Source organism: Amorphoplanes friuliensis DSM 7358 (assembly GCF_000494755.1).
GTDB classification, from domain to species: Bacteria; Actinomycetota; Actinomycetes; order Mycobacteriales; family Micromonosporaceae; genus Actinoplanes; species Actinoplanes friuliensis.
Genome location: NC_022657.1, coordinates 6,212,892 through 6,234,388 on the forward strand (window position 1 = coordinate 6,212,892; position 21,497 = coordinate 6,234,388).

At 70.5% G+C, this 21,497-nt stretch carries 25 protein-coding genes; 9 read left to right on the top strand and 16 right to left on the bottom strand.

Annotated features, from left to right (window positions below):
* Positions 1–6 precede the first annotated feature (6 nt).
* Positions 7–753 (top strand): hypothetical protein, encoded by a 747-nt coding sequence (locus tag AFR_RS46300; RefSeq protein ID WP_148308083.1) that lies wholly within the window; start codon positions 7–9, stop codon positions 751–753.
* Positions 754–768: 15 nt separating this feature from the next.
* Here AFR_RS46300 and AFR_RS28685 read toward each other — a convergent pair whose 3' ends face one another.
* Positions 769–1,242: an ester cyclase gene (locus AFR_RS28685; protein ID WP_023560310.1), complete on the bottom strand. Its 474-nt coding sequence runs from the start codon at positions 1,240–1,242 to the stop codon at positions 769–771.
* 94 nt (positions 1,243–1,336) lie between these two features.
* Here AFR_RS28685 and AFR_RS28690 point away from each other — a divergent pair, with 94 nt between their 5' ends.
* Positions 1,337–1,972 (top strand): TetR/AcrR family transcriptional regulator, encoded by a 636-nt coding sequence (locus AFR_RS28690; RefSeq protein WP_023560311.1) that lies wholly within the window; start codon positions 1,337–1,339, stop codon positions 1,970–1,972.
* Positions 1,973–1,988: 16 nt separating this feature from the next.
* On the opposite strand, the gene ligD is transcribed toward AFR_RS28690, so the two are convergent.
* Positions 1,989–3,158, bottom strand: coding sequence for a non-homologous end-joining DNA ligase (gene ligD / locus AFR_RS28695; protein WP_023560312.1), 1,170 nt, complete (start codon positions 3,156–3,158; stop codon positions 1,989–1,991).
* A gap of 242 nt (positions 3,159–3,400) precedes the next feature.
* Positions 3,401–4,030, bottom strand: coding sequence for a TetR/AcrR family transcriptional regulator (locus AFR_RS28700; protein WP_023560313.1), 630 nt, complete (start codon positions 4,028–4,030; stop codon positions 3,401–3,403).
* 49 nt (positions 4,031–4,079) lie between these two features.
* On the opposite strand from AFR_RS28700, the gene AFR_RS28705 reads away from it, so the two are divergent.
* Complete coding sequence (locus tag AFR_RS28705) at positions 4,080–4,958, top strand: alpha/beta fold hydrolase (RefSeq protein WP_023560314.1); 879 nt, start codon at positions 4,080–4,082, stop codon at positions 4,956–4,958.
* A 45-nt stretch (positions 4,959–5,003) separates the two neighbouring features.
* On the opposite strand, the gene AFR_RS28710 is transcribed toward AFR_RS28705, so the two are convergent.
* From AFR_RS28710 to AFR_RS28730, 5 genes are read right to left on the bottom strand one after another with little or no spacing between them, the layout of a single operon-like run.
* Entirely contained in the window at positions 5,004–6,302 is a 1,299-nt protein-coding gene (locus tag AFR_RS28710; RefSeq protein WP_238547144.1) for a PP2C family protein-serine/threonine phosphatase, read from the bottom strand.
* A gap of 28 nt (positions 6,303–6,330) precedes the next feature.
* Complete coding sequence (locus tag AFR_RS28715; protein ID WP_023560316.1) at positions 6,331–6,885, bottom strand: hypothetical protein; 555 nt, start codon at positions 6,883–6,885, stop codon at positions 6,331–6,333.
* A gap of 17 nt (positions 6,886–6,902) precedes the next feature.
* On the bottom strand, positions 6,903–8,072 hold the full coding sequence (locus AFR_RS28720; protein WP_023560317.1) for an ABC transporter permease: 1,170 nt from the start codon (positions 8,070–8,072) through the stop codon (positions 6,903–6,905).
* Positions 8,069–8,713, bottom strand: coding sequence for an ABC transporter ATP-binding protein (locus AFR_RS28725; protein WP_052359836.1), 645 nt, complete (start codon positions 8,711–8,713; stop codon positions 8,069–8,071). Before AFR_RS28725 ends, AFR_RS28720 begins: the two co-directional genes overlap by 4 nt.
* Before the next feature lie 32 nt (positions 8,714–8,745).
* Positions 8,746–9,807 carry a peptidoglycan-binding domain-containing protein gene (locus AFR_RS28730; protein WP_023560319.1) on the bottom strand — a complete coding sequence of 354 codons (1,062 nt, stop codon included), beginning with the start codon at positions 9,805–9,807 and terminating at the stop codon, positions 8,746–8,748.
* A gap of 101 nt (positions 9,808–9,908) precedes the next feature.
* On the opposite strand from AFR_RS28730, the gene AFR_RS28735 reads away from it, so the two are divergent.
* Positions 9,909–10,601, top strand: coding sequence for a response regulator (locus AFR_RS28735; RefSeq protein WP_041841214.1), 693 nt, complete (start codon positions 9,909–9,911; stop codon positions 10,599–10,601).
* Entirely contained in the window at positions 10,598–12,346 is a 1,749-nt protein-coding gene (locus tag AFR_RS28740) for a sensor histidine kinase (protein WP_023560321.1), read from the top strand. The genes AFR_RS28735 and AFR_RS28740 overlap by 4 nt, the downstream gene beginning before the upstream one ends.
* A gap of 25 nt (positions 12,347–12,371) precedes the next feature.
* On the opposite strand, the gene AFR_RS28745 is transcribed toward AFR_RS28740, so the two are convergent.
* The 4 genes from AFR_RS28745 to AFR_RS28760 all read right to left on the bottom strand — a co-directional run bounded on the left by AFR_RS28745 (position 12,372) and on the right by AFR_RS28760 (position 16,357).
* The gene (locus AFR_RS28745) at positions 12,372–13,424 is read right to left on the bottom strand and encodes a sensor histidine kinase (RefSeq protein ID WP_023560322.1); all 1,053 of its coding nucleotides are present in this window, start codon (positions 13,422–13,424) and stop codon (positions 12,372–12,374) included.
* Between the two features lie 28 nt (positions 13,425–13,452).
* Complete coding sequence (locus tag AFR_RS28750; protein ID WP_023560323.1) at positions 13,453–14,115, bottom strand: response regulator transcription factor; 663 nt, start codon at positions 14,113–14,115, stop codon at positions 13,453–13,455.
* A gap of 62 nt (positions 14,116–14,177) precedes the next feature.
* Positions 14,178–15,386: a mannosyltransferase family protein gene (locus AFR_RS44050; RefSeq protein WP_023560324.1), complete on the bottom strand. Its 1,209-nt coding sequence runs from the start codon at positions 15,384–15,386 to the stop codon at positions 14,178–14,180.
* The gene (locus tag AFR_RS28760; RefSeq protein WP_023560325.1) at positions 15,383–16,357 is read right to left on the bottom strand and encodes a glycosyltransferase family 2 protein; all 975 of its coding nucleotides are present in this window, start codon (positions 16,355–16,357) and stop codon (positions 15,383–15,385) included. The genes AFR_RS44050 and AFR_RS28760 overlap by 4 nt, the downstream gene beginning before the upstream one ends.
* A gap of 366 nt (positions 16,358–16,723) precedes the next feature.
* Between AFR_RS28760 and AFR_RS28765 the strand changes: the two genes are divergently transcribed.
* Positions 16,724–17,230, top strand: coding sequence for a helix-turn-helix domain-containing protein (locus AFR_RS28765; RefSeq protein ID WP_023560326.1), 507 nt, complete (start codon positions 16,724–16,726; stop codon positions 17,228–17,230).
* Positions 17,231–17,365: 135 nt separating this feature from the next.
* The gene (locus AFR_RS48055) at positions 17,366–17,641 is read left to right on the top strand and encodes a hypothetical protein (RefSeq protein ID WP_238547145.1); all 276 of its coding nucleotides are present in this window, start codon (positions 17,366–17,368) and stop codon (positions 17,639–17,641) included.
* Between the two features lie 26 nt (positions 17,642–17,667).
* On the opposite strand, the gene AFR_RS28775 is transcribed toward AFR_RS48055, so the two are convergent.
* The 4 genes from AFR_RS28775 to AFR_RS28790 all read right to left on the bottom strand — a co-directional run bounded on the left by AFR_RS28775 (position 17,668) and on the right by AFR_RS28790 (position 19,708).
* Entirely contained in the window at positions 17,668–17,952 is a 285-nt protein-coding gene (locus AFR_RS28775) for a hypothetical protein (protein ID WP_041841215.1), read from the bottom strand.
* Positions 17,953–17,993: 41 nt separating this feature from the next.
* The gene (locus AFR_RS28780) at positions 17,994–18,389 is read right to left on the bottom strand and encodes a DUF3592 domain-containing protein (protein ID WP_023560329.1); all 396 of its coding nucleotides are present in this window, start codon (positions 18,387–18,389) and stop codon (positions 17,994–17,996) included.
* Positions 18,390–18,450: 61 nt separating this feature from the next.
* Positions 18,451–19,365: a catechol 2,3-dioxygenase gene (locus AFR_RS28785; RefSeq protein ID WP_023560330.1), complete on the bottom strand. Its 915-nt coding sequence runs from the start codon at positions 19,363–19,365 to the stop codon at positions 18,451–18,453.
* Between the two features lie 7 nt (positions 19,366–19,372).
* Positions 19,373–19,708 (bottom strand): 2Fe-2S iron-sulfur cluster-binding protein, encoded by a 336-nt coding sequence (locus AFR_RS28790; protein WP_023560331.1) that lies wholly within the window; start codon positions 19,706–19,708, stop codon positions 19,373–19,375.
* A gap of 113 nt (positions 19,709–19,821) precedes the next feature.
* Here AFR_RS28790 and AFR_RS28795 point away from each other — a divergent pair, with 113 nt between their 5' ends.
* Positions 19,822–20,676 carry an alpha/beta fold hydrolase gene (locus AFR_RS28795; RefSeq protein WP_023560332.1) on the top strand — a complete coding sequence of 285 codons (855 nt, stop codon included), beginning with the start codon at positions 19,822–19,824 and terminating at the stop codon, positions 20,674–20,676.
* Positions 20,677–20,690: 14 nt separating this feature from the next.
* Positions 20,691–21,449 carry a FadR/GntR family transcriptional regulator gene (locus tag AFR_RS28800; protein ID WP_202963959.1) on the top strand — a complete coding sequence of 253 codons (759 nt, stop codon included), beginning with the start codon at positions 20,691–20,693 and terminating at the stop codon, positions 21,447–21,449.
* Positions 21,450–21,497 lie beyond the last annotated feature (48 nt).

Here is a 21,497-nt window from a genome sequence, read left to right on the forward strand (position 1 = left end):
GTTGACATGCGTCGATGGGCTGCTGCGGCCGTCGTCGGCGGGTTGCTCGTGTGGACCGCGCTGGCCACGCCGCTGAGTGTCGCGATCGGCGAGTACTTCGCCTACTACGACCCGCAGTCAGACCCGGAACGGCTGGAGTACCACCGTGACCTGGCGGCGCATGTCTACACGGCCGGGCACTGGTTCGGGCAACTTGTCGCGGCACTCCTCGGCGTCTGGTGGGTCGCCCGCTCGGGGGCGTACCGCCCTGCGACGGTCCTCCGGGCGGCCGCGACCGGTGCGGTGCTCGGTCTCGGCACCGGTGCGGTGGCGATCGCCGCCGGCATACGCCCCATGCGCGCCAACGGGTACCCGAGTGTGGCACCCGACCCGACGATGCTGTCCGATCCCGCGGTGCGCTGGTGCCTCCTGGCGAGCCTGGCGTGCTTCCCGCTGTGGACTCTCATCGGGGCAGCGATCACACGGCTGGTTCGCCGGGGCGCGCTGCTCGCCGTCGTCGCGGCGATTCTTTGCCAGCCCGTCACGCTCATCTTCACGGTGGGAGTCGTCGCGCCGCCGTCGAGCCACTCGATGGCGGTCGCGACGGTCGCCGACGCCGGCCCGACCGCGCTCTTGATGCCGGCGATCCTGCTCGCCTGGGCCGCGGTGGCCACGGGCACGGCGACCGTCGTGAGCCGACGCCGAGCCGGGCGACCGGCTGAGGACCCCGCTTCGCCACCGGAACCCCCACCAGATTCACCAGCACTTCCGTGAGAGCGCACCGGATCGTTATTGCCGGCGCGAGGCTTGCCGCTTGGCGAGGGCCATCCGGCACAGGTAGAGCGGCGTCGGTGGCACCCAGCGCAGCTGAAGGGCCTGGGACATGTCGTCGCGGTTGGCCCAGTGTTCGAAGACCAGACCATCGCGCATCCGGGTCCAGTGGGTGTGCGTCACGGCCATCTGACGTCCGGTCGCGGGGAACGCCTGGGCGACGCGGCCGTGCTCGTCGTAGGTGACGAACGGGCCCACCTGGCGTCCGGACATCGTGCAGTGCACGACAACCAGGTCGTCGGACGCCGCGGTCTCGTGGATGTCGAAGGCCAGCTCGGCGAAGGCCGACCGCAACCAGCGCGCGGTCGCGGCGAACGCGGCCGGACCCTGGACCCGGCAGTCGGGTGGCTCTGCTGTGGCCTCACGGTTGACCGCGTCGGGATGGATTACCTCGTGCAGCTCGGTCAGTTCGCCCGAAGCCATGATCTTCATAGCTCGAACGGAGGTTTCGATATCCTCGATCGCCACGCGGACCCCCTGCTTGGATACAGGCGAGTAGTATTCAATACCGATGACTGGTAGTCAAATGAATGGTCGCACCTACGACAACACCCGGCGCGCCGAGCAGGCCCGCCTGACCCGGCGCCGGATCCTCGACGCCGCACGTGAGCTGATCGTGGCGCGCGGACCCACGTCGGTCACCATGCGCGAGGTTGCGGTGCACGCGGCCGTGTCGGCCGAGACGGTCCAGAAGACGTTCCGCACCAAGGCCGCGCTCCTCAAGGAGACCTACGATGTGACGCTGGCCGGGGACGACGAACCCGTACCCATGGTCGACCGTCCTGAGATCCAGGCGATCCTGGCGGCGACCACGCCGCGGGAGAAGCTGGCCCGTTACGCCACCGTCGCCCGAGTGCTCGGTGATCGGACCGGCCCGCTGGTGTCGAAGCTGCTGGCCGGCTCCCGCAGCGGCGATCCCGACCTCGCCGATTTCCGCGAGACCGTCAACCGGGAACGCCTGATCGGCGTGACCGGGATAGTCGGCCACCTCGCCGACACCGGAGGCCTGCGCGCCGGCCTGTCACCCGAACAAGCCCGCGACATCGTCTGGGCCCTGATCTCGCCCGAGCTGTACGACCTGCTGATCACCGACCGTGGCTGGACACCCGACCAGTACGAGCAGTGGCTCGCCCGGACCCTCACCGACGCACTGACCGAGTGACCTCACCGCCGGGGTTCTAAGCCGATGTCCGGCGCTGGGCGGGCTGCAGAGCTTCCATTGCCACCCCGGCGCGGGTCAGGATGCGCTCGACGTCGGCGATGTCCGGCAGCCAGTCGATCACGTCCTCACCGTGCACGATCCGGTACGACGTGACGCTGCCGCGGCGCACCACCTCGACCCGCCACGAGCCGCCGAGGGTCTGCATGACACCGTCGATCGTCTCGACCGGTGGTGTCACCCGGGGCACCCGCGCCGGGCTCTTGTCCGGCCGCAGACCACGCCACGACGGGTGGCGCATCTTGCCGTCGCCGGTCCAGTTCCGGAACGACACCTCACCGACGATCACCGGTTCCACCCAGCGGGCACCCCGCGCATCGACACGCGGTATGCCCGCCACCGCGGGTGTGGGGCGGCTCAGCGGCGCCAGCATGCCCTGGAGCTGCTCGAGCATCGCCTGGGTGAAGCCCGTGCCCACTCCCCCGGCGTACGCGAGGTTGCCGTCAGGTCCGGTGACCGCGGTCAGGAGCGAACCGATGGTCCCGGAGCGGCGTCCGCCGCCGGGTTTCCAGCCGATGACCACGATCTCCTGGGTCTGGTTGAACGGCACCTTGATCCAGTCGCGGGAGCGCCGGCCGCTCTGGTAGGTCGACCCCAGCCGCTTGGCGACGATCCCCTCGAGGCCCTGGCTGCGGGCGGCGGTCAGCACCGCCGCCGGGTCGGCGTTCACAAAATGCGCCGGGACGCGCACCGCATCACCGGCCAGATCAAGACCGGCCAGCAGCTCGCGACGCTGGAGATAAGGCAGCGCGGTCGTGGCCTCACCGTCAAGAAACAGCAGGTCAAAGACTTCATAGACCACCGGTACGGCGGTGACGAGCGCCGGCGCAGGTGCGCTGAGGTGCATGCGCTGCTGCAGCCGCTCGAACGAGGCGACCCCCGCGGAATCCAGGGCGACGAGCTCCCCGTCGAGGACCACACGATGCCCGGCCGCGAGGGGTACCAGCTCGGCCAGCTCGGGGTAACCGGTGGTGATGTCCCGGCCGTTCCGCGAGAACAACCGCACGCCGTCGTCGACGTAGGCGAGGCAGCGGATGCCGTCCCACTTGAACTCCAGCGCGACGTCGTCCCCGGCCGGCGGCTCCCCGAGCGTGGCCAGCATCGGCTCGATCACCTCGCCGGCGCTCATGCGCACCCGTCCTGCCCGGCCCCGGAACGCAGGCCCGTACGACGGTCGAGCTGAACCGCCTCGATCCGCCACCGCGCGCCCTCGCCCGTGCCCACGATCTCCAGTGATCACCCGATCGGCGCCCGGGTCAACCGCACCGCCAAAAATGGTGCAAATTACACCAATGAAGTTCGGGAGACACCCGGACGATTCGCCACCGGCTAGCTTCGCCGCTCGGTGAGGCGCTACTGGATCGCCCTCGATCAGTGACCGGTCGCGCGTGACGGTTCTCCGGGCCGGAACAACCGGTCGAGCTCGTCCTCGAGGATCCGCTGCGCCGCGGCACCGTCCCGCTGGCCGCCCAGCACGCTCGAACCGAGGCCGTTGGTCAGCGCGAGCAGCGCGGCCGCGGTCAGCGCCGGATCCACGTCGGCGGCGACCTCGCCCGCCTCCTGAGCCGTGGCGATCTGCGCGGCCAGCAGGGACTCCAGCTTGTCGGGGTAGGTGGCGCCGTGCCGGGTTGCCATCTCGGCCTCGCTGCTGAAGAGCAGGGTGTAGAAGCCGGTGTAGGCCCGCGTCAGCCGCACACTCTCCTCGTCGGTCGGCAGGACGGCCGTGAGCGTGCCGTAGATGACGGTGCGTGGGGTGACCGGGCCGAGCGCCCTGATGCCGGCGGACACCCGTTCCGTGAGTTGCTCGCCGAGGTAGGCGAGCGCGGCCAGCAGCAGCTGTTCCTTGGTGTGGAAGTAGTACTGCACGAGGCGGAGGGAGACACCTGCCTCAGCGGCCACTTCGCGCATGGTCGCCGACTGCAGGCCGCGCGTGCTTGCTATCCGCAGCAGGGCTTCGCCGATCTGCCGCCGTCGATGCTCATGGTCCACCCGCTTCGGCATCCCATGATGATACGGTCGTATCACAAAACGGCGTTGAACGGAGGCCGGTATGCCGATCGGCGAGTTCCGCAGCGATCAGGCCCGCGATCGTTTTCTGACCGTCTACGACGATGCTGTCCATCGGCTCTGGCCGTCCTCGTCGGTCGACTCCGATGTGGTCACCAGCTTCGGCACGACCCGCGTCCACCGGCTGGGCTCCGGCGACCGGACGCCGTTCGTGCTCCTGCCGGGCTCGGGAGGGCCGTCGCTGATGTGGCACGACTACGTCGGCCGGCTCGCCGCGGACCGCCCGGTGATCACGATCGACCCCGTGGGTGAGCCCGGCCCGTCGGTGCAGACCCGCGCCATCACCAGCGGCGACGAATGGTCCTGCTGGCTCGGCGAGGTCCTCGCCGGTCTCGGCGTCGGCCGCGCCCACCTGGTCGGGACCTCCTACGGCGGGTGGATCGCCCTGCGTCACGCGTTGCGGTCACCGCAGGCCGTTGCCGGTCTGGTGCTCCTCGACCCGGGTGGCTTCGGCAAGGTCAGCCGCAAATTCGTAGCCTGGATCATCGCCTGCGGGCTGACCGGATTTGCACCGAGGCCGGTCCGGCACGCACTGGCGCGGCCCCTCCGCAACGCCTCGTTGCGGGAAGACGACCTCATGCCGCTGGTCAAAGCCTCCTTCGGCTTCCGGCGCAAGCACATCCCGCCCACCCCGCTGACCGACGACGACCTGGAACGAATCACGGCCCCGACGCTGCTGCTGGTCGGCGGTCACAGCCAGCTGTACGACGCCCGGGCGGTCGCCACCAGGGTCACCACCCGGATGCCGCACGCCGTCGCCGAAGTCATCCCCGAGGCCGGCCACGACCTGGTCCTCTGGCATCCCGACGAACTCGCCGCGCGCATGGTGGCCTTCGCCGCGGACGCTTCAGCCCCGGCCTGACAGGCCGCTGACCTCCCACAGCCTCAAATCAGCTCCTGGAGAAGCTCATTGCGGCTCGCGCGGGGAACGGTCCGAAGCCGTGACCGATGGATCGGAGGTGCTGGCCCGGCTGGGGTCGGCGCCGGCGGTGGTGGAGCGGGTTCCGCCGTGGCCGCCGTACCAGTCCAGGACGAGCAGGCAGGCGTCGTCGGGCAGGGCGGGGCCGGCCACCTCGAGGACGACGTCGCCGAGGACGCGGACGACTTCGCGGGGGTGGAGGCGGGTCAGGTCCTGCAGGCGGGCGGGCAGGTCGAGGGCGGCGGCGCCGCGTTCGAGCATGCCGTCGGTGAGCAGCACCAGGCGGTCGCCGGGCAGCAACTGCAGCTCGTCCGCGCGGTAGGGCTTGTCGGCCAGCAGGCCGAACGGCCGGTTCACGGCCAGCGTCACCGGCCGGACGGTCCCGTCGCGGACCAGCAGGGGTGCCGGATGCCCGGCGTTGACCACGGCGAGCAGTCCGGTGGCCAGGTGCAGACGGCCGAGCAGCCCGGTGGCGAAGAGCGACCCGGCCGGGCGGTTGCCGGCGACCGCCTGATTCGCGGCCTGGGCCTGCTCGACCAGGGTCGCGCCGCGCCGGCGGGCGTTGCGGAGCCCGCTGACGCACAGGGTCGCGGTCAACGCGCTGTCCACACCGTGGCCGACGGCGTCGGTGATGCTCAGATGCAGCACCTCGCGGGCCAGGCTGTAGTCGAAGGTGTCCCCGCCGATGCTGGCCGCCGGTTCGAGCCACGCCGACAGCGTGAACGAGTCGGCCTCGCAGGTGAACGCCTCGGGCAGCAGCCGTCGCTGGATCTCGGCGGCCAGGGTGAACGGCGTCGTGCGCTGACCCCACTCAAACAGGTCCGTGTGCCGGCGGTTGGCGATGACGACAAACGCCAGGGTGTGCGCGGCCCGCGACACCCGCTCCACCGCCGCCTCGCTCGGCGCGGCCGACAGCGCGAGCTCCAGCAGCCCGATGGCCTCCCCGCGCTGGGTGACCGGTGCTCGCACCACGAACCGGTCGCCGACCTGCTCGACCAGCACCTGCTGCGAGCGCAACGCCTGCTCCTGGGGGCCGCCGTCGAAGGCCAGGACCTCGGCGACGTCCTGGTCCTGCCGCCGGCCCCGGGACACCTGGTCGACCGGAATGTGCACCAGCCGCACCAGGGCCCGGCCGCTCATGTCGGCGACGAGGAACGACACCCAGTCAGCGTTCAGATGGTCGCCGATGGTGCGGGTCACCGCCTCGACCGCGTCGACCGGGGCTGCCTTCTCCACCGCGAGAAGCACATGGTCGAGAGCCGTTCCGCTCACCGCACTGTCACTCACACGACGCAGCATAGGCGTGACCGGGTGCTCAGCCCTTCTTGCCGTCGAAGGCCTTGGCCTGGCAGCTCAGTTCCAGCGGCTCGTTGGGCTCCATCTCGCCCCAGCCGGGGCCGGGCCACCACTTGCCGTCCTTCTTGACCAGCGGGACGCCCGCCTCGACCAGGCACTCGTGGTAGTTGTCGTTGTCGTCGGCCCAGTACGGGTTCTTGTCCTCGTCGAGCTCCGGGGCGTACACCGGCATCAGCTTTCCGCAGGCCTTGACCACTTTCTGGTCCGAGGTCGCCATGATGCGGCCGTTGAGTTTCCCGCTCCCGCGGGCGTCGATGTCGAGCAGGCCCTCCCGGGTCTTGATCGGGACGTCGTTCTCCCTCAGGCATTTCATCCAGGGCTGCTGCATCTGGCGCACCTCCAGCGCGGTGGTGTCGGGCCGGATGACCGGTGCGGCCGGGGCCTTCGGGGCGGCGGAAGCGCTGGGTGCCTGCAGCGACACCACCTTGGGTGCTTCTTCCGCCTCCGGGCTGCCGGAGCAGCCGGTCAACAGGGCAAGGGACAGACCTGCAACAGCGATGATCGGCGTACGCATGGAGAAGTGACCTTTCGTCAGGAGGTGGCGAGGGCTTCGGTGGGGGTGAGACGGGCGGCCCGCATCGAGGGGTAGACGCCGGCGACGATGCCGACGAGCAGCGCTCCCCCGGTGCCGGCCGCCAGCGCCGCCGGCGGTATCACCGGTGGCCAGTGCTGGTGCAGGGCGTAGGCGACGGTCGCGGCCGCGCCGAGCACGGTGCCGGCGATCCCGCCGAGCAGGGACAGGGCCACGGATTCGGCCAGGAACTGCGTGCGGATCTGGCCGCGGTGTGCGCCCAGGGCCCGGCGCAGGCCGATCTCGCGGCGGCGTTCCAGCACCGAGATGACCATCGTGTTGGCCACGCCGATGCCGCCGACCAGCAGGGCGACGCCGGCCAGGCCGAGGAACAGTGCGCTGAACGTGGTGTCGGTGGTGCGTTTGGCGGCGAGCGCGTCCGACGGCCGTGTCACCCGCACCATGCCCGGCGCGTTGGGGAGCACGGTCGCCGGGAGCACCTCGCGGACCGCCTCGACGGAGGGTTCGTGGCTGCGCACGTACACGACGGTCGGACGGCCGTCGAAGCCGAGCTCGCGCCGGGCGGCCGGCCAGCCGACCAGGGCCGCGCGGTCGATCTCGGGGGCGAGCGGAACGGGGTCGAGGATGCCGGTGACGGTGAACCAGCGACCGCCGACGAACAGTTGGGGGCCACCGGCCGGCTCCTGGATGCCGAGCCGCTCGGCGGCCTCCGCGCCGAGGACCACCGTGGGGAACGTGGGGTCGAACCAGCGTCCGGCGCGGACGGTCCCGTCGAGCAGGGTGAGGATTCCCTCGTCGGCGGCCAGCACCGTCGTGGCGGCGGAGTTGTCGGCGCGTTCGTTGCGGGCGATGGTGCTGTGGGTGTTGGCCACGGCGGACGCGGCGGTGACCGGGGCGATGCGGGCGGCCATCGCGGCGGCGTGCTCGTCGAAGGCGACCGGGGGCTGCTGGTCGGGCACGGCGCTGGCCTGCAGCAGGTTGGTGCCGAGCAGGGCCAGGTCACGGCTGAGGGCCTGCCCGCTGGAGGCGGGGATGCCCATCACCACCACCATGGTGGCGATGCCGATGGAGATGCCGAGTGCGGACAGCGCGGCGCGCATACGGCGTACCCGCAGGCCCACGAGCCCGAGGGAGACGAGGTCGAGGACCGACAACCGGGAGGTCTTCACCGCTGCCTCGTGTCGGCGATGATGCGGCCGTCGCGCAGTTCGACCCGCCGCGGGAGGGCCGCGGCGATGTCCCGGTCGTGGGTGATCACCGCGATGGTGGTCCCTTCGGTGTGGAGCCGGACGAGCAGGTCCAGCACGGCGTGACCGGTCGCGGTGTCGAGGGCGCCGGTGGGTTCGTCGGCCAGCACCAGCGCGGGCCGGGTGGCGAGGGCGCGGGCGATGGCCACGCGCTGTTTCTCCCCGCCGGACAGTTGTTGCGGCTGGTGCTCGAGCCGGTGACCGAGACCGACACGGTCGAGCGCTTCCTGGGCCACCGCACGCCGCTTGCGCCGGGGTACGCCCGCGTAGAGCAGCCCGGTCGCGACGTTCTCGGTGGCCGTGAAGCCGTCGGTGAGGTGGAACTGCTGGAAGACGAAGCCGATGCTGCGCCCGCGCAGTGCGGACAATCGGCGATCGGAGAGCGTGCTCACGTCGTACCCCTGAACGGTGACCGTGCCGTGAGTGGGCCGATCGAGCGTGCCCATGACGTTGAGCAGGGTGGATTTGCCGGAGCCGGAGGCGCCGACGATGGCGAGCAGGTCGCCTGCGGCGACGGTGAGCGAGACGCGGTCGAGGGCGGTGACACCGCCGCGGTAGACCATGCTGACGTCGTCGACGGCCAGGACGTCGGTGGTCACGAGGCGGTCACCACCAGGGTGCCTTCGTCGAGGCCGTCGCCGCTGACCTCGACCAGGCCCTTGGCGAACATCCCGGTCTCGACCGCGACCAGCGCCCCGCCTGCGATCTGCACGGCGTGGCCGCCCTCGCTCAGCGCGAGCAGCGCCGCGACCGGCACCGCCAGGACGTCGTCGCGGGACTCCCCCTGGAACGACACCTGAACCGGCGCGGAGTCGAGTTTCCGGACCGCCTTGGCGTCCTTGATCGTCACCGTGACGTCGACCTCCGCCGCGGCGCCCTCGTCCGCACCCTGCTCGGGTTCGCGGGCGTCCCGGTCGATCCGGGTGACCGTGCCGGGTGTCGTACGGCCGCCGGGCAGCTCCACCTGGACGGCGGTCCCGGCGCGGATCGTGTCGAGCTCGGCCGTCGCCACCGGGACCGTGACGGCTTTTGCGCTGCCGGTCAGGGTGAGCACGCCCTCGGCCGCGGGATCGCCGAGCTGCGCCGTGATCTGCCCGACCCGGGCCGGTCCGGGCAGCACGACAACGTCGGCCGGGTCGATCGTTCCGGTCACCGCCAGCCCGGCTTCCTGCTGCCATTTCCTGACCGCCTGGATGGTGCCGGCCGTGTAGACGGCGTCGCCGGGGCGGGGCTTGTGCACCGGCTGGTCGCCGGTCCGGTAGCCGAGGGCGCGCAGGTTGTCCACCACCACGCGGACGTCGCGGCCGTTCAGCCCGGCGGTGTCGAGCTTGCGGAACAGCGGTGTCGAGCCGTAGAGCACCACCACGGGGTGGTCGTCGTTGCGGTAGAGCGGCCGGCCCCGTTTCACCGTCGCGCCGACCGCCGGCAGCCACGTCACCGTCCCCTCGGGCGCTTTGATCGCCTTCGGTGCGCCGTACCCGAGGGTGCCGGGCATGGTCCGGGCCGTGGACAGGTCGGTGCGCTCGACCGCCACCGTCGCCACGGTCGTGGCCGGTGGGCGGGACCGCACCGGGGTGTCGTCGCGCTGCCACACCACGATGCCGCCGCCGGCCGCCACGACCGCGGCGACCAGCACGGACAGCTGCCGCTTTCTCATGGATCCCACCGTGGCGACGATTCGTCGGCGCCTCGTCAGCGATTTGTCGAGCGATTGTCAGGTTTCCCGGCGGTCGTGAACGCGCGTCCTACAGTCATGCGGTGCCAGCCAGAATCTTGATCGCGGAGGACGACCCCCGGCAGGCCGAGATCGTCCGCCGCTACCTGCAGGCGGCCGGCTGGGACCCGGTGGTCGCCGGCGACGGCCGGGCCGCGATCGAGGCGGTCCGCCGGCGCGTGCCCGACCTGCTCATCCTGGACGTGCTGATGCCCGAGATCGACGGCCGGGACGTGTGCCGGGTGCTGCGCGTCGACTACGACCTGCCGATCCTGATGCTCACCGCCCGTTCCAGCGCCGACGACCGGGTGCTGGGCCTCGAGCTCGGCGCGGACGACTATCTGAGCAAGCCCTACGACCCGCGCGAGCTGGTCGCGCGGGTCCGCGCCCTGCTGCGCCGGGCCGCCCCCAGACCCGGGGCGGGCTCCTTCCTGCGGGTCGGCGCGCTCACCGTCGACCCGGCGGGCCACACGGTACGCAGGAACAACACCGCCGTGACCTGCACCCGCGGCGAGTTCGCGGTGCTCGCGGCGATGGCCGCCGAGCCGGGACGGGTCTTCACCCGCCGGCAGCTCGTCGAGCGGATCAGCGGCCTCGACCGCAACGCCACCGACCGTGGCATCGACATGCACGTGGTCAATCTGCGGCGCAAGCTGGAGGACGACCCGCGTCACCCGGCGTACCTGCTGACGGTGCACGGCGTCGGGTACAAGCTGGTCGACGGGTCGGCGGCATGAGCCGCTCGGTCCCGGTGCACCGCAGCCTAGTCGTCCGCCTGCTGGGCACCTCGGTCCTGATCGTCGTCCTGGCGGTGGCGACGGCCGCCTGGCTGGCCGCCAAGACCGCGACCCGGGCGGTGCAGGAGGAACGCGGCCAGTCACTGGCCGGCGACTCGCAGATCTACGACACGCTGCTCGGCTTTGCGGCCGGCCACCGCAGCTGGAACGGCATCGAGCTGACCGTGCGGTCGCTGAGCGAGGAGACCGGCCGCCAGATCACCCTGACCAGGGTCGACGGCACACCCATCGCCGCCTCGCACCCGGGTGTCGCCCTGCCGGACCGGCCCACCGCGGTCGTCGATCCGCTCGGCGGCGGCACCGGGGTGATCGACGCGCGCGCGGTCGGGCCGTACCGGCTCCCCGAGAGGGACCGGGCCGCCCAGCGCGACCTGGCCGAGGACCGCCTGGACTGCCTGCGGGACCAGGGCTTCCAGGCGACCCTGCAGACGACACCGAGCGGGCGTTCGGTCGTGCGGATGGCCGACCGCAACCCGCGGCTGTCCGAGGAGTGCTCGTTTCGCGAGGACTCACCCACCACCACCGAACGCGAAGCTCTCGAAAAGCTCAAATACCTGGTCAACCCGTGCCTCAAGGACCGTCACCTGCCCGAGATCGACTTCTACAGCGCCGACTTCACGTGGCAGTACCACGCGCAGAACATCGGCGGGAGCACCCAGGACATCCAGGACTGCGTGGACAACGCCCGGCGGATGCAGCTGCGGCCGTACGTCGCGCCGCCGGCCCGCCTCTATCTGAGCATCCCGGCCCGCGCGCCGACCCCGGTCTTCGATCTGTCGGCGGCCAGCACCCTGCGCATCGCCGGAGCCACGGCGTTTGTCCTGCTCGTCGCCGTCGCCGCGACGCTGCTCGTGGGGCTGCGCCTGGTCCGGCCGCTGCGCGCGCTCACCGCCGCCGCGGACAGCGCCACCCACCGTCCGGCCCCGGTGACGATCGCCCGCAACGACGAGATCGGCCGGCTCGCCACCGCCCTCAACGACCTCGCCGAACGCAGCGAACGCGGCGAGGACCAGCGCCGCACCATGGTCAACGACATCGCCCACGAGCTGCGCAGCCCGCTCACCATCATCCGCGGCTGGCTGACCGCCGGGCAGGACGGCCTCGCCGACCTGGACCAGGACCTGGTACGCCTGCTGCTCGAGGAGTCCGGCCTGCTCCAGCACATCGTCGACGACCTCGCGGACCTGGCGGACGCCGACGCCGGCACCCTGACCCTGACGCCGGGCGACCACCCGATCGCCGATCTGCTGGCCCAGGTCGCCGAGGCGCACCGGGCGGCGGCCGACCGCGGGGGCGTCGACCTGCGCGTCACGGTCGCGGCGGGGACGCGGGCGGTGGTCGACCCGGTCCGCTTCCGGCAGATCGTCGGCAACCTGCTCGCGAACGCGATCCGGCACACCCCGGCGGGTGGCGCGGTCGAGGTCCGGGCCCGCCTGGAGACCGGCGATCTGCTGGTCGAGGTGGCCGACAGCGGTGAAGGCATCGGCGCGTCGGACCTGCCGCACGTCTTCGACCGCTTCTGGCGTGCGGACAAGGCCCGCGGCCGGGCCACCGGCGGGAGCGGCCTGGGCCTGTCGATCGCCCGGCGCCTGTCGCAGGCCCACGGCGGCGAGCTCACCGCGTTCAGCACGGTGGGCGTCGGCAGCGTCTTCACCGTACGGCTGCCGGCGCCCGGCCCCGGCTGAGATCGCCGCCCTGAGGCCCGGCGGCTCAGGCGTGGGGACGGGGCAGGCGGACGGCGATGCGCAGGCCGCCGTCGTCCAGTGAGGTCGCGGCGATCGTGCCGTCGTGGGCCCGCACGATCGACCGGGCGATCGTCAGGCCCAGCCCGCTGCCGCCACTGTGGTCGATGCGGCCGGTGGCCAGGCGGGTGAACGGCTCGAACAGCCGCGCCACCTCCTCGGCCGGGACCATCGGGCCGGTGTTCTCCACGATCAGCGCGCTGCCCGCCGTACCGACGGTGACCGTGACGGTGCCCCCCGGCCGGTTGTACTTGACGGCGTTGTGGACCAGGTTGCGGACCAGACGCTCGAGCAGCACGCCGTCGCCCTCGACCGTGAGCGGGCTCAGGTCGGTCGTGATCTTCACGTCGGCGTCCGCGGCGGCCCGCACGTGCGCGTCGGTGACACCGGCGGCGATGGTGTCGAGCGCCTGCGGAGTCCGTGCGGTCAGCCCCTGGTCGGCCTGGCTGAGCACCAGCAGGCCCTCGATCAGGCGCTCGTTGCGGGCGTTGGTCTCCAGCAGCTGTCCGGCGAGCAGCGCCGACTGCTCCGGCGTCAGCGGTTCGGCCATGCCGACCTCGATCAGCGTGCGCTGCAGGGCGAGCGGGGTGCGCAGCTCGTGGGAGGCGTTCGCCGCAAAACTGCGCTGGCCTTCGTACCCGGCGGCGATGCCGTTCATCATCGTGTCGAGCGCCCGGCCCAATCTTTTGAGCTCGTCGCGCCCGCGGCCCGGACGGATCCGGTGGCCGAGATTCTGCGGGCCCACCTGGTCGATGACCGGCAGCATCCGGCGCAGGGGTGCCAGCACCCACCACACCAGCAGAGGCACGAGCAGCACCGAGGCAGCGAGCACGATCGCGTACTGGATCGGGTCGTCGACCGGGATCTTCTGGGTGATCCGGCAGGCCATGCCGTCGACAGCCTCGGTGCAGGGGTCGTAGACCGGCGGTGTCCAGGGCAGCTTCCAATAGAGGAATGCGGCGACAAAAACAAAGGTCACCGTGGCGAACACCGCACCGGCCAGACGAGCGCGCAGTCCCATCAGATCAGGACCTTCATCGCAGGACCTTTCATCGCAGGCCGAGGCGGTAGCCGGCTCGCGGCACGGTCTGCACGACCTGCGGTTCGCCGAGCTTGCGGCGCAGCGTGGAGACGGTCACCCGCACCACGTTGGTGAACGGGTCGGTGTGCTCGTCCCAGACCTGCTCCAGCAGATCCTCGGTGGTGACCGCCTGCCCCTGGGCACGCATCAGCGTGTGCAGGACGCCGAACTCCTTGTGGGTCAGCGCCAGCGGCCGGCCGGCCCGGCTCGCGGTGCGCGTCGCCACCTCCAGCACGACCCCGTCACGCTGCAGGACCGGCGGCAGGGCCGGAGCCGTACGCCGCGCCAGCACCTGCACCCGCGCGATCAACTCGGCGAACGCGAACGGCTTGGTCAGGTAGTCGTCGGCGCCGAGCCCGAGCCCTTCGACCCGGTCGTAGACGCCGCACGCCGCGGTGAGCAGCAGCACCCGCGTCCCGACCTGGTGCTCACCGATCCAGCGGCACACGTCGTCGCCGGTTCCGCCGGGCATGTCACGGTCGAGCACCGCCACGTCGTACCGGTTGATCTGGATCTTCTCGATGGCCTGCTCACCGTCGTAGGCGACGTCGACGGCCATGGCCGCACGCCGCAGGCCCACCGCGATCGTCTCGGCCAACAGCCGCTCGTCATCCGCCACCAGCACTCGCACGCAGGCCATGCTGCCACGACCGGGATAAGGCGTGGATAAGGTCGCGGTTTCCGGCGCCGCATTCATGCGACAAGGAAGGTGCCGGCCATGAAAATGACGAGGAATACGGCTTGCAGGGCGACGCCGATCATCAGCACGGTGCGGTCGACCACCTCATTCGCACCCATGCGCGCCAGCACCAGGAAAATAGCTACCGCTTCCATGGAGTAACGCGCCGCTGACTGCATGGAACGGCCCGCAACTTCGGTCGACATCAGCAGGACAAGCGTGATTGCGCCGTGCACCACGAGATATCTCTGATCGGGCCGGAATTTGAACGGGCCTTTCACGCACAGGACGAGCAACAGCACGGCGACCAGGACGGTGCCGGCGTCCAGGATCGCGCTGAGGGTGGTCTTGTCGAGCGGCCCGTGCCCGGCGATCTGCTGGACCGAGGTCAGCCAGGCCTGGCCCGGGACCGTGTAACGCCGCCCCCACTGGTCCTGGGCGATGCTGAACTGGACGGGGCTGCCCAGCTCCACCAGGCAGTAGATGCTGTAGGCGACGACCCCGAGGGGCACCAGGGCCAGGCTCAGCACGTCCCGCCGGATCAGACGTGGCCGCCAGCCGACCTGACGCAGGTACTCGACGGCCAGGGGTGCGAGCAGCAGGAGGCCGAAGAGCCGGGTGGCCGACGACAACGCACCCAGCGCCCCTGCCAGCCACCAGTGCCCGCGGCGCCCGGCGTAGAGCGCTCCGACCGTCAGCAGCAGGAACAGCGACTCGTTGTAACCGATGAACAGGAAGAACCCCATCGGGAACGCGGCCAGGTACCACGAGGCGCGCCGGGCCACCCGCGGCCCGAACTCGTGGTCGGCCAGCCGGTACAGCACAGCGAGAGCACCGAACGCGGCGGCGTTGGCGACCACCAGGGCGCTGACCAGCCCGCCGCCGGGAAGCACCGGGTCGAAAGCGTGGATGAGCATCGGGTAGAGCGGGAAGAACGCCGGGAATCCCGGTCCGAGGTGATAACCGCTCTCGGCGATCCGCACGTAGTGCCCGGCGTCCCACCCGTTCCAGCCCAGGGCGATCGACCCCAGCCCGGGAGCCGGCCCGTTGCCCCGGTAGGTCAGCCAGGCCAGCGCACCCACCATGAGGTGCACGACCACCGAGGCCGACCACACGGCGAGGGCCGCCAGCAGGGCCGATCGCCAGGGTTTGCGGACCGGTTCCGGCTCGGTCTCCTCGACAACGTCCAGCTCGGGTACGGCGGTGATCGTCGCCGCGGTCATGACGGCACCCCGGCCGGGCGGCGGGTGCCGGTCACCGCGGAGTCGAAGGTCACGACGTACGCCGGGCGGCCCTGGCTCGAGGTGAAGATCCGGGCCACGTACTCGCCGAGCAGGCCCAGGCAGAGCAACTGCAACGCACCGAGGAACACCAGCGCCACGAACATCGAGGTCCATCCAGGAACGACGGTCCCCCACAGGTACGCCGCCAGCACCGCCGCACCGAGCACGAAGCACAGGACCACACCCGCGCTGCCCAACCAGGTCGCTACCCGCAGCGGAGCGGCCGAGAAACCGGTGATGCTGTCCAGGGCGAGCCGGATCATCTTGGCCAGCGGATACTTCGAGCGGCCGGCCGCGCGCTTCTCCCGGGCGTACTCGACCTCGCCGCTCGGCAGGCCCAGCCAGGGCACGAGCAGGCGGTAGACCGGCAACTGCTCCGGCAGCTCGGTCAGGGCGTCGACGGCGGTACGGCTCAGCAGACGGAAATCACCGGCGTTGTGCGGCACCGCCGTACCGACCACCCGCCGGATCAGCCGGTAGTACAACCCTGCCGTCCAGCGCTTGAACGGGCTGTCGGTGCTGCGATCGGTGCGCACACCGTGAACGACGTCGAGCTGCCCGGCCTCGGCCAGGATCAGCATGTCGGCGATGACCTCGGGCGGATCCTGCAGATCGACGTCGATGCTGACCACGTACCGGCCGCGGGCGCGGTGCAGGCCGGCGGTGAGCGCGTTCTGATGCCCGGCGTTACGGCGCAGCCGGACGACCCGCAGCTGCGGCCAGGCGCGGCGCATCTGCTCCAGCACCGCCGGCGTGGCGTCGCGGCTGCCGTCGTCGACGGCCAGCACCTCGTACGACACGTCGAGAGCGTCGAGCACGGGCCGCATACGCTCGGCGAACAACGGGAGTACGTCTTCTTCGTTGAAAACAGGAACAACCACCGACAGCCGCGGCAAGACATCGACACTCATCTGAGCTCTCCCTGAAGTGAGGTTCACGGGAGATATGTTGATCGTGGTGTCCGTAAAGCCGGGATAAAAAGCGGCCGAGGTGGCACGGATCCGGGATATTCAAAAGTGCGTGCCGTGAAGTAGCTCTCGTTCTTCTTCTCGCGTGCAACCGAACGGAGTCCCGCGCACGACTACTTATCCTGAACGGTTTTCCCGGCTATTCAATCGGTCAGCTCGGAGTGCGCCCAGCGTCTGATTGCCTACCTGAGCCTGCCGAGCGGGCAGCTGACCACGTTCTACCTCGGGGAGGCGCCGGTGGGTTTCGCCTGTGCCCGCCTCACCGCTTCAGGCTTTGTGTTTTTAGCGTTTAGCGTTACGCTCGACAGTGTGACGACGCCACCCGACAAACCCCTGACCACGGGTCAGGTTGCCCAGCTCCTGGGCACGTCACGCCAGCAGGTCGTCAACCTGTGCGAACGCGGGGACCTGCCGTTTGTCATGGTCGGCAAGCATCGCCGCATCGAGCGTGCCGAGGTGGAGGCACTGTTGCGACCGAGGCTGGAGCTGACGCGTGATCAGCTGAAGTCGCTGTGGCTGCATCAGGCGGTGGCCGGCACCCTCGTCGCCGACCCTGACCTTGTTCTGGACAAGGCCAGGCACAACCTGGAACGGCTGCTCACCCAACACCGGGGAACCATGACCGAGATCTGGCTGACGAAGTGGCAAGCAAAGATCAACGATGGTCCTCACGCAGTGCTGAAGGCGCTGACCGCGCAAGATTCCGAGTCGGTCGAGCTGCGGCAGAACTCGCCCTTCGCCGGCGTACTTCCGCAGGAGCAGCGACAGAAAGTTCTTGGCGCCTTCAGCCGAAGCGGACGGGTGCGGGCAGCATGAGGCGCGAGCAACTGGAACACGTTCTGCGGTCCGCCTGCCAGATCGCCGGCGATCCGGAGGTGCTGGTCATCGGCAGCCAGTCCGTGCTGGGGTTCCATCCCGGAGGAGCGGCTGCCCTTGGAAGCGACCGCATCCATGGAAGTCGACGTCGCATTCTTCGACGACCCGGGCGACCGTAAGGCTGATCAGGTTGACGGTGCGATAGGAGAGTTGTCGCCGTTCCACGAGATGAACGGCTACTACGCCCAGGGTGTCAGCGTGACCACGGCGACGCTCCCGGATGGATGGCGCGATCGGCTGGTGGTGGTCGAAAGCCGGAGCACCCATCCGGGACGGGGCTTGACCCTCGACCCGCACGTTCACCCCGCAGTGCTGAAGCGTCTCAGGGCCTGGGTTGGCATGTACCGCTAGGTGGGCCGGCAATTCGCGTGGTCAGGTCAGCTGTGCCTTCTGGGCGCACCGCGGTCCCACCAATCGCGTGGTGGGTCTTCACGGATGATCGCTGCGGCGATCTCCGCCTGGAGCAAGTTGCAGTACTTCCACAGTTCCTTCGCCGCTCGGGAGTACTGGAACGCCACCTGATCGACCTCGAACGCGTCCAACTCGCCGGCCCGGTAGCGATCGACCGCCTCACCGAAGCGGGCCACCAATTTCCCCAGCTCGGTTTCGTGGTACTCGGCGATCACCGCGCGTGCTGCGCGTCGCTCCGACTTGTCAGACACGGGTGCGAGACTACCCAGGCACCTGCACGGCGGCTGACCACTCAGTCCTGTATCAACGCCAGCAGGCCGAAGAAGACGAACAGGGCCCCGAGGGCCAGCGGCAGACCGACCGCCAGGACGTCGTGCCCGAACGAGATCAGTCGCGGGGTGTCCGGACGCCCCGACGGGTAGATCACCGGGACTTTCCGGCCGACCGGGTGGACCCGCCAGCTGGTTCGAGTCGCCGAGGTGAACCGGCGTTCGGAGCCGTGCTCGTCGACAAAGGCAATCACCGGCGCGTACAGCGAGCCGTCGTCGGTGGTCTCCTCGTGGCTCACCACGGTGCCGACGGACCTGACGCCGGTGCGGCGCAGTCGCCGGGCCTTCGCCAACTGCACCAGCCCTACGCAGCTCACCCCGGCACCGGCCAGCACGATGAGCACACCATCGAAGATCACGGCTTCATGATGCCGTCGGACGACACTCCGTGGCTGCCACGGGGTGCCGTCCGGCCGCCGGTCAGGTCACCACCTGCAGGAAGTCCTGGTCGATCTCGCGGTGCGTGTGGTTGATGCCCCGCGCGGCCTGGTCCATGGTCCAGGTGATCGGCTGGAAGTCCGGCCCGGTGCGGTACCCGCCGGAGAACACCTCGTTGCGGTTGCCGGAGGGGTCGAAGAAGTAGATGGTGCCGCCCCGGGTGATGCCGTGCCGGGCCGGGCCGAAGTCGATCGGCACGTCGTCCATGGACATCAGGTCACCGGCCCGCAGCAACGCACTCCAGTCCTCGATCTCGTACGCGAAGTGGTGCAGTTTGCCGTTGGGCCCGTTGACGAAGGCGATGTCGTGCGGGTTCTCGCCGCAGAACATCCACGAGCCGACGAGGTCCTTCGGCTCGTCGCCGCCCACCAGCCGCTCGGCCGGGCGGAAGCCGAGAGCATCGGCGAAGAACCGCTCCAGCAGCGCCGGGTCCTCGGTGGTGATCAGGGCGTGGTTGATCCGGGGGACGCCGATGCCGCGCAGACCGTGCCGGGGCCAGGGGTCGGGGTTGAGCTTGCCGACCTTGGTGCCGAGCCGCTCGACGTCGGCGTAGAGCTCCAGGACGTGGTCGGAGGGCAGCGTCACCCGCAGGCCGTCGCCGATCCCGGCGTTCTCACCCTTGCTCATCCGCTCGCTGTGCGCGCCGAACGCCGCCACCCGCGACTCCAGCTCCTCCAGCGAGCCGTCACTGGTGACCTTGTAACCGAACTTGACCAGGCCCACCCCGCCCTCCTCGAGGACGACGGAGTGGTGATCGTCCTCGTCCCAGGACTTGAGGTAGACCCGGCCACCCTCCTCGTGCACGGCGTCCATGCCGAGGGTCTGCTCGTAGTGCTTCCGGGCCTGCGCCAGGTCGGTGACGCGAACGTGGACGTAGCCGAGTCTCATGACGGACATGCCTGCCTCAATTCGTAGGTTCATGCGGGTGGGAGCGGCGCTCACTGGAGAGAGCGGGACGCATCGGCCGGTCCGGCTGCTCGATGACCACGTCGGTGACGGGGACGGCCCGGCACGGCAGGCAGATCCCCGCGGCCCGCTCGGCGTCGCTCAGGACCGAGGCCGCGACGGCGTGGTCGTAGACGATCCGCCCCGAGGTGAACCGGGACTTGCAGCTGCCGCAGCCACCACGGCGGCACTTGTACCGGCTGCGCCAGCCCGAACGACGAAGGGCGTCGACGATCGACTCGCCGGGCCGGGCCTCGACCCGGATCCCGTCCGGCAGCACGGTGACGGCAACCATGTCACCTCCTCGGCCTAAAGTATCGCTACATTACGAGCAGGTTATGCCAGCGTGACGACATCTACCAGGTAGCGGGTACTGAATCTTTCGGAAAGTTATGGAAGTATTGGCCCATGCGATCCGACAACCCCGAACAAGACCGGACGATCGCCGTCGGCGGCGTCGCGACCAACTACCACGATCGCGGTGACGGCTCCCCCGTGCTGCTGATCCACGGCTCCGGGCCCGGCGTCTCCGCCTGGGCCAACTGGCGCACCGTGCTTCCCGAGCTGTCGTGCACCATGCGGGTCGTGGCGCCGGACATCCTGGGGTTCGGCTACACCGAACGCCCCCGGGGCGCCGCCTACGGTCCCGGGCAGTGGCTCGATCACCTGCTGGGCTTCCTGGACGCCCTCGACCTGCCCAAAGTCTCCGTGGTCGGCAACAGCTTCGGCGGCGCGCTCGCCCTGCGGCTCGCCACGGTCGCCCCGGACCGTGTCGACCGCCTGGTCCTGATGGGCAGCGCCGGGGTGAGTTTCCCGATCACCGCCGGCCTGGAATCGGTGTGGGGATTCGAGCCGTCCCTGCCGGCCATGCGCCGGCTCCTGCGCGTCTTCACCTACGACAGCGCCCGCCTCGGCGACGACCTCGCCGAACTACGGCTCGCCGCGGCCACCCGGCCGGGGGTCCAGGAGGCGTACGCCTCGATGTTCCCCGCGCCCCGCCAGCGCATGGTCGACGTCCTGGCCGTCGACGAGGACCGGATCGCCGCCCTGCGTCACCCGACGCTCATCGTGCACGGCCGCGACGACCAGGTCATCCCGCTCAGCACCTCGTTGCGGCTGCTGGAGCTGATCGGCGACTCCCGCCTGCACGTCTTCGGCCGGTGCGGTCACTGGGTGCAGATCGAGCAGGCGGCCCGCTTCAGCGCCCTGGTCCGCGACTTCCTCCTCGAGGAGCACGTCCCCGCCCTGCTCACCCGGACGTGACCAGGCTGCGGGCCGTGCCAAGATACGGGGATGCCGTCGACCCGCAGGCCGCTCTGATGCCGTCCGTCGCCGAACGGATCGCCGCCGAGCTGGAGGAGGAGATCCTCGAGCAACGGCTGGGCGCCGGTGCCCGGCTCGCCCTGCGGACCGAGCTCATCGACCGGTTCGGCGTCAGCGCCAACGCGATGAACGAGGCCCTGCGCATCCTGCGCGAACGCTCGATCATCGAGGTCAAACCCGGCGTCCAGGGCGGCGTTTTTGTCGCCCAGCCACCCCCGCAGCTGCGGCTCGGCATCATCGACGTGTGGTTCCGCGGCCTGCTGGTCGATGCCGTCGACCTGTTCGAGGCCCGCACCATGCTGGAGGACAGCTTCGCCGCGGTGGCCGCCGAACGCGCCACCCCGGAGGACTGCCGCGACCTGGACTGGGCCGTCGAAAGCCTGCGCGACAGCCGCGCCGACCCCCGCGGCTACCTCGAAGCCAACATCCGCTTCCACCGCACCATCGCCCGCGCCGCCCGCGTCCCGGTGCTGGCCGGCATGTACGAATCCCTCGTCACCCTGATCCGCGCCACCCTGGTCCGCGCCGAGTTCGCCGGGCCCGACGCGGCCAAGGTCATCGACGAGAACATCACGGTCCACGCCAGAATCGCGACCGCCATCCGCCACCGCGACCACGAGGCACTCTCCGCCGCCATCCTGGCCCACCGCACCGACCTTGTACGCCTCACCGACCCGTCCCGCTCCCCCGGCCGCACCCGCCCGACCCCCTGAGCGGAGCCACGTCCGCACTCTTCGTCGGGCCGGTCCGCACCATGCTCG

Coding starts and splice junctions, on each gene's coding strand:
- AFR_RS28790 (WP_023560331.1), bottom strand. CDS start 19,708: ATGGTTGCCGTCACCGTGCTGCCGGACGGGATCCGGGTCGAGGCCCGG.
- ligD (WP_023560312.1), bottom strand. CDS start 3,158: ATGAGCGCCGGCGAGGTGATCGAGCCGATGCTGGCCACGCTCGGGGAG.
- AFR_RS48055 (WP_238547145.1), top strand. CDS start 17,366: ATGGAAGTCGACGTCGCATTCTTCGACGACCCGGGCGACCGTAAGGCT.
- AFR_RS46300 (WP_148308083.1), top strand. CDS start 7: ATGCGTCGATGGGCTGCTGCGGCCGTCGTCGGCGGGTTGCTCGTGTGG.
- AFR_RS28730 (WP_023560319.1), bottom strand. CDS start 9,807: ATGAGAAAGCGGCAGCTGTCCGTGCTGGTCGCCGCGGTCGTGGCGGCC.
- AFR_RS28690 (WP_023560311.1), top strand. CDS start 1,337: ATGAATGGTCGCACCTACGACAACACCCGGCGCGCCGAGCAGGCCCGC.
- AFR_RS28715 (WP_023560316.1), bottom strand. CDS start 6,885: ATGCGTACGCCGATCATCGCTGTTGCAGGTCTGTCCCTTGCCCTGTTG.
- AFR_RS28740 (WP_023560321.1), top strand. CDS start 10,598: ATGAGCCGCTCGGTCCCGGTGCACCGCAGCCTAGTCGTCCGCCTGCTG.
- AFR_RS28700 (WP_023560313.1), bottom strand. CDS start 4,030: ATGCCGAAGCGGGTGGACCATGAGCATCGACGGCGGCAGATCGGCGAA.
- AFR_RS28795 (WP_023560332.1), top strand. CDS start 19,822: ATGCGATCCGACAACCCCGAACAAGACCGGACGATCGCCGTCGGCGGC.
- AFR_RS28785 (WP_023560330.1), bottom strand. CDS start 19,365: ATGTCCGTCATGAGACTCGGCTACGTCCACGTTCGCGTCACCGACCTG.
- AFR_RS44050 (WP_023560324.1), bottom strand. CDS start 15,386: ATGACCGCGGCGACGATCACCGCCGTACCCGAGCTGGACGTTGTCGAG.
- AFR_RS28745 (WP_023560322.1), bottom strand. CDS start 13,424: ATGGGACTGCGCGCTCGTCTGGCCGGTGCGGTGTTCGCCACGGTGACC.
- AFR_RS28705 (WP_023560314.1), top strand. CDS start 4,080: ATGCCGATCGGCGAGTTCCGCAGCGATCAGGCCCGCGATCGTTTTCTG.
- AFR_RS28685 (WP_023560310.1), bottom strand. CDS start 1,242: ATGAAGATCATGGCTTCGGGCGAACTGACCGAGCTGCACGAGGTAATC.
- AFR_RS28760 (WP_023560325.1), bottom strand. CDS start 16,357: ATGAGTGTCGATGTCTTGCCGCGGCTGTCGGTGGTTGTTCCTGTTTTC.
- AFR_RS28725 (WP_052359836.1), bottom strand. CDS start 8,713: ATGGTCTACCGCGGCGGTGTCACCGCCCTCGACCGCGTCTCGCTCACC.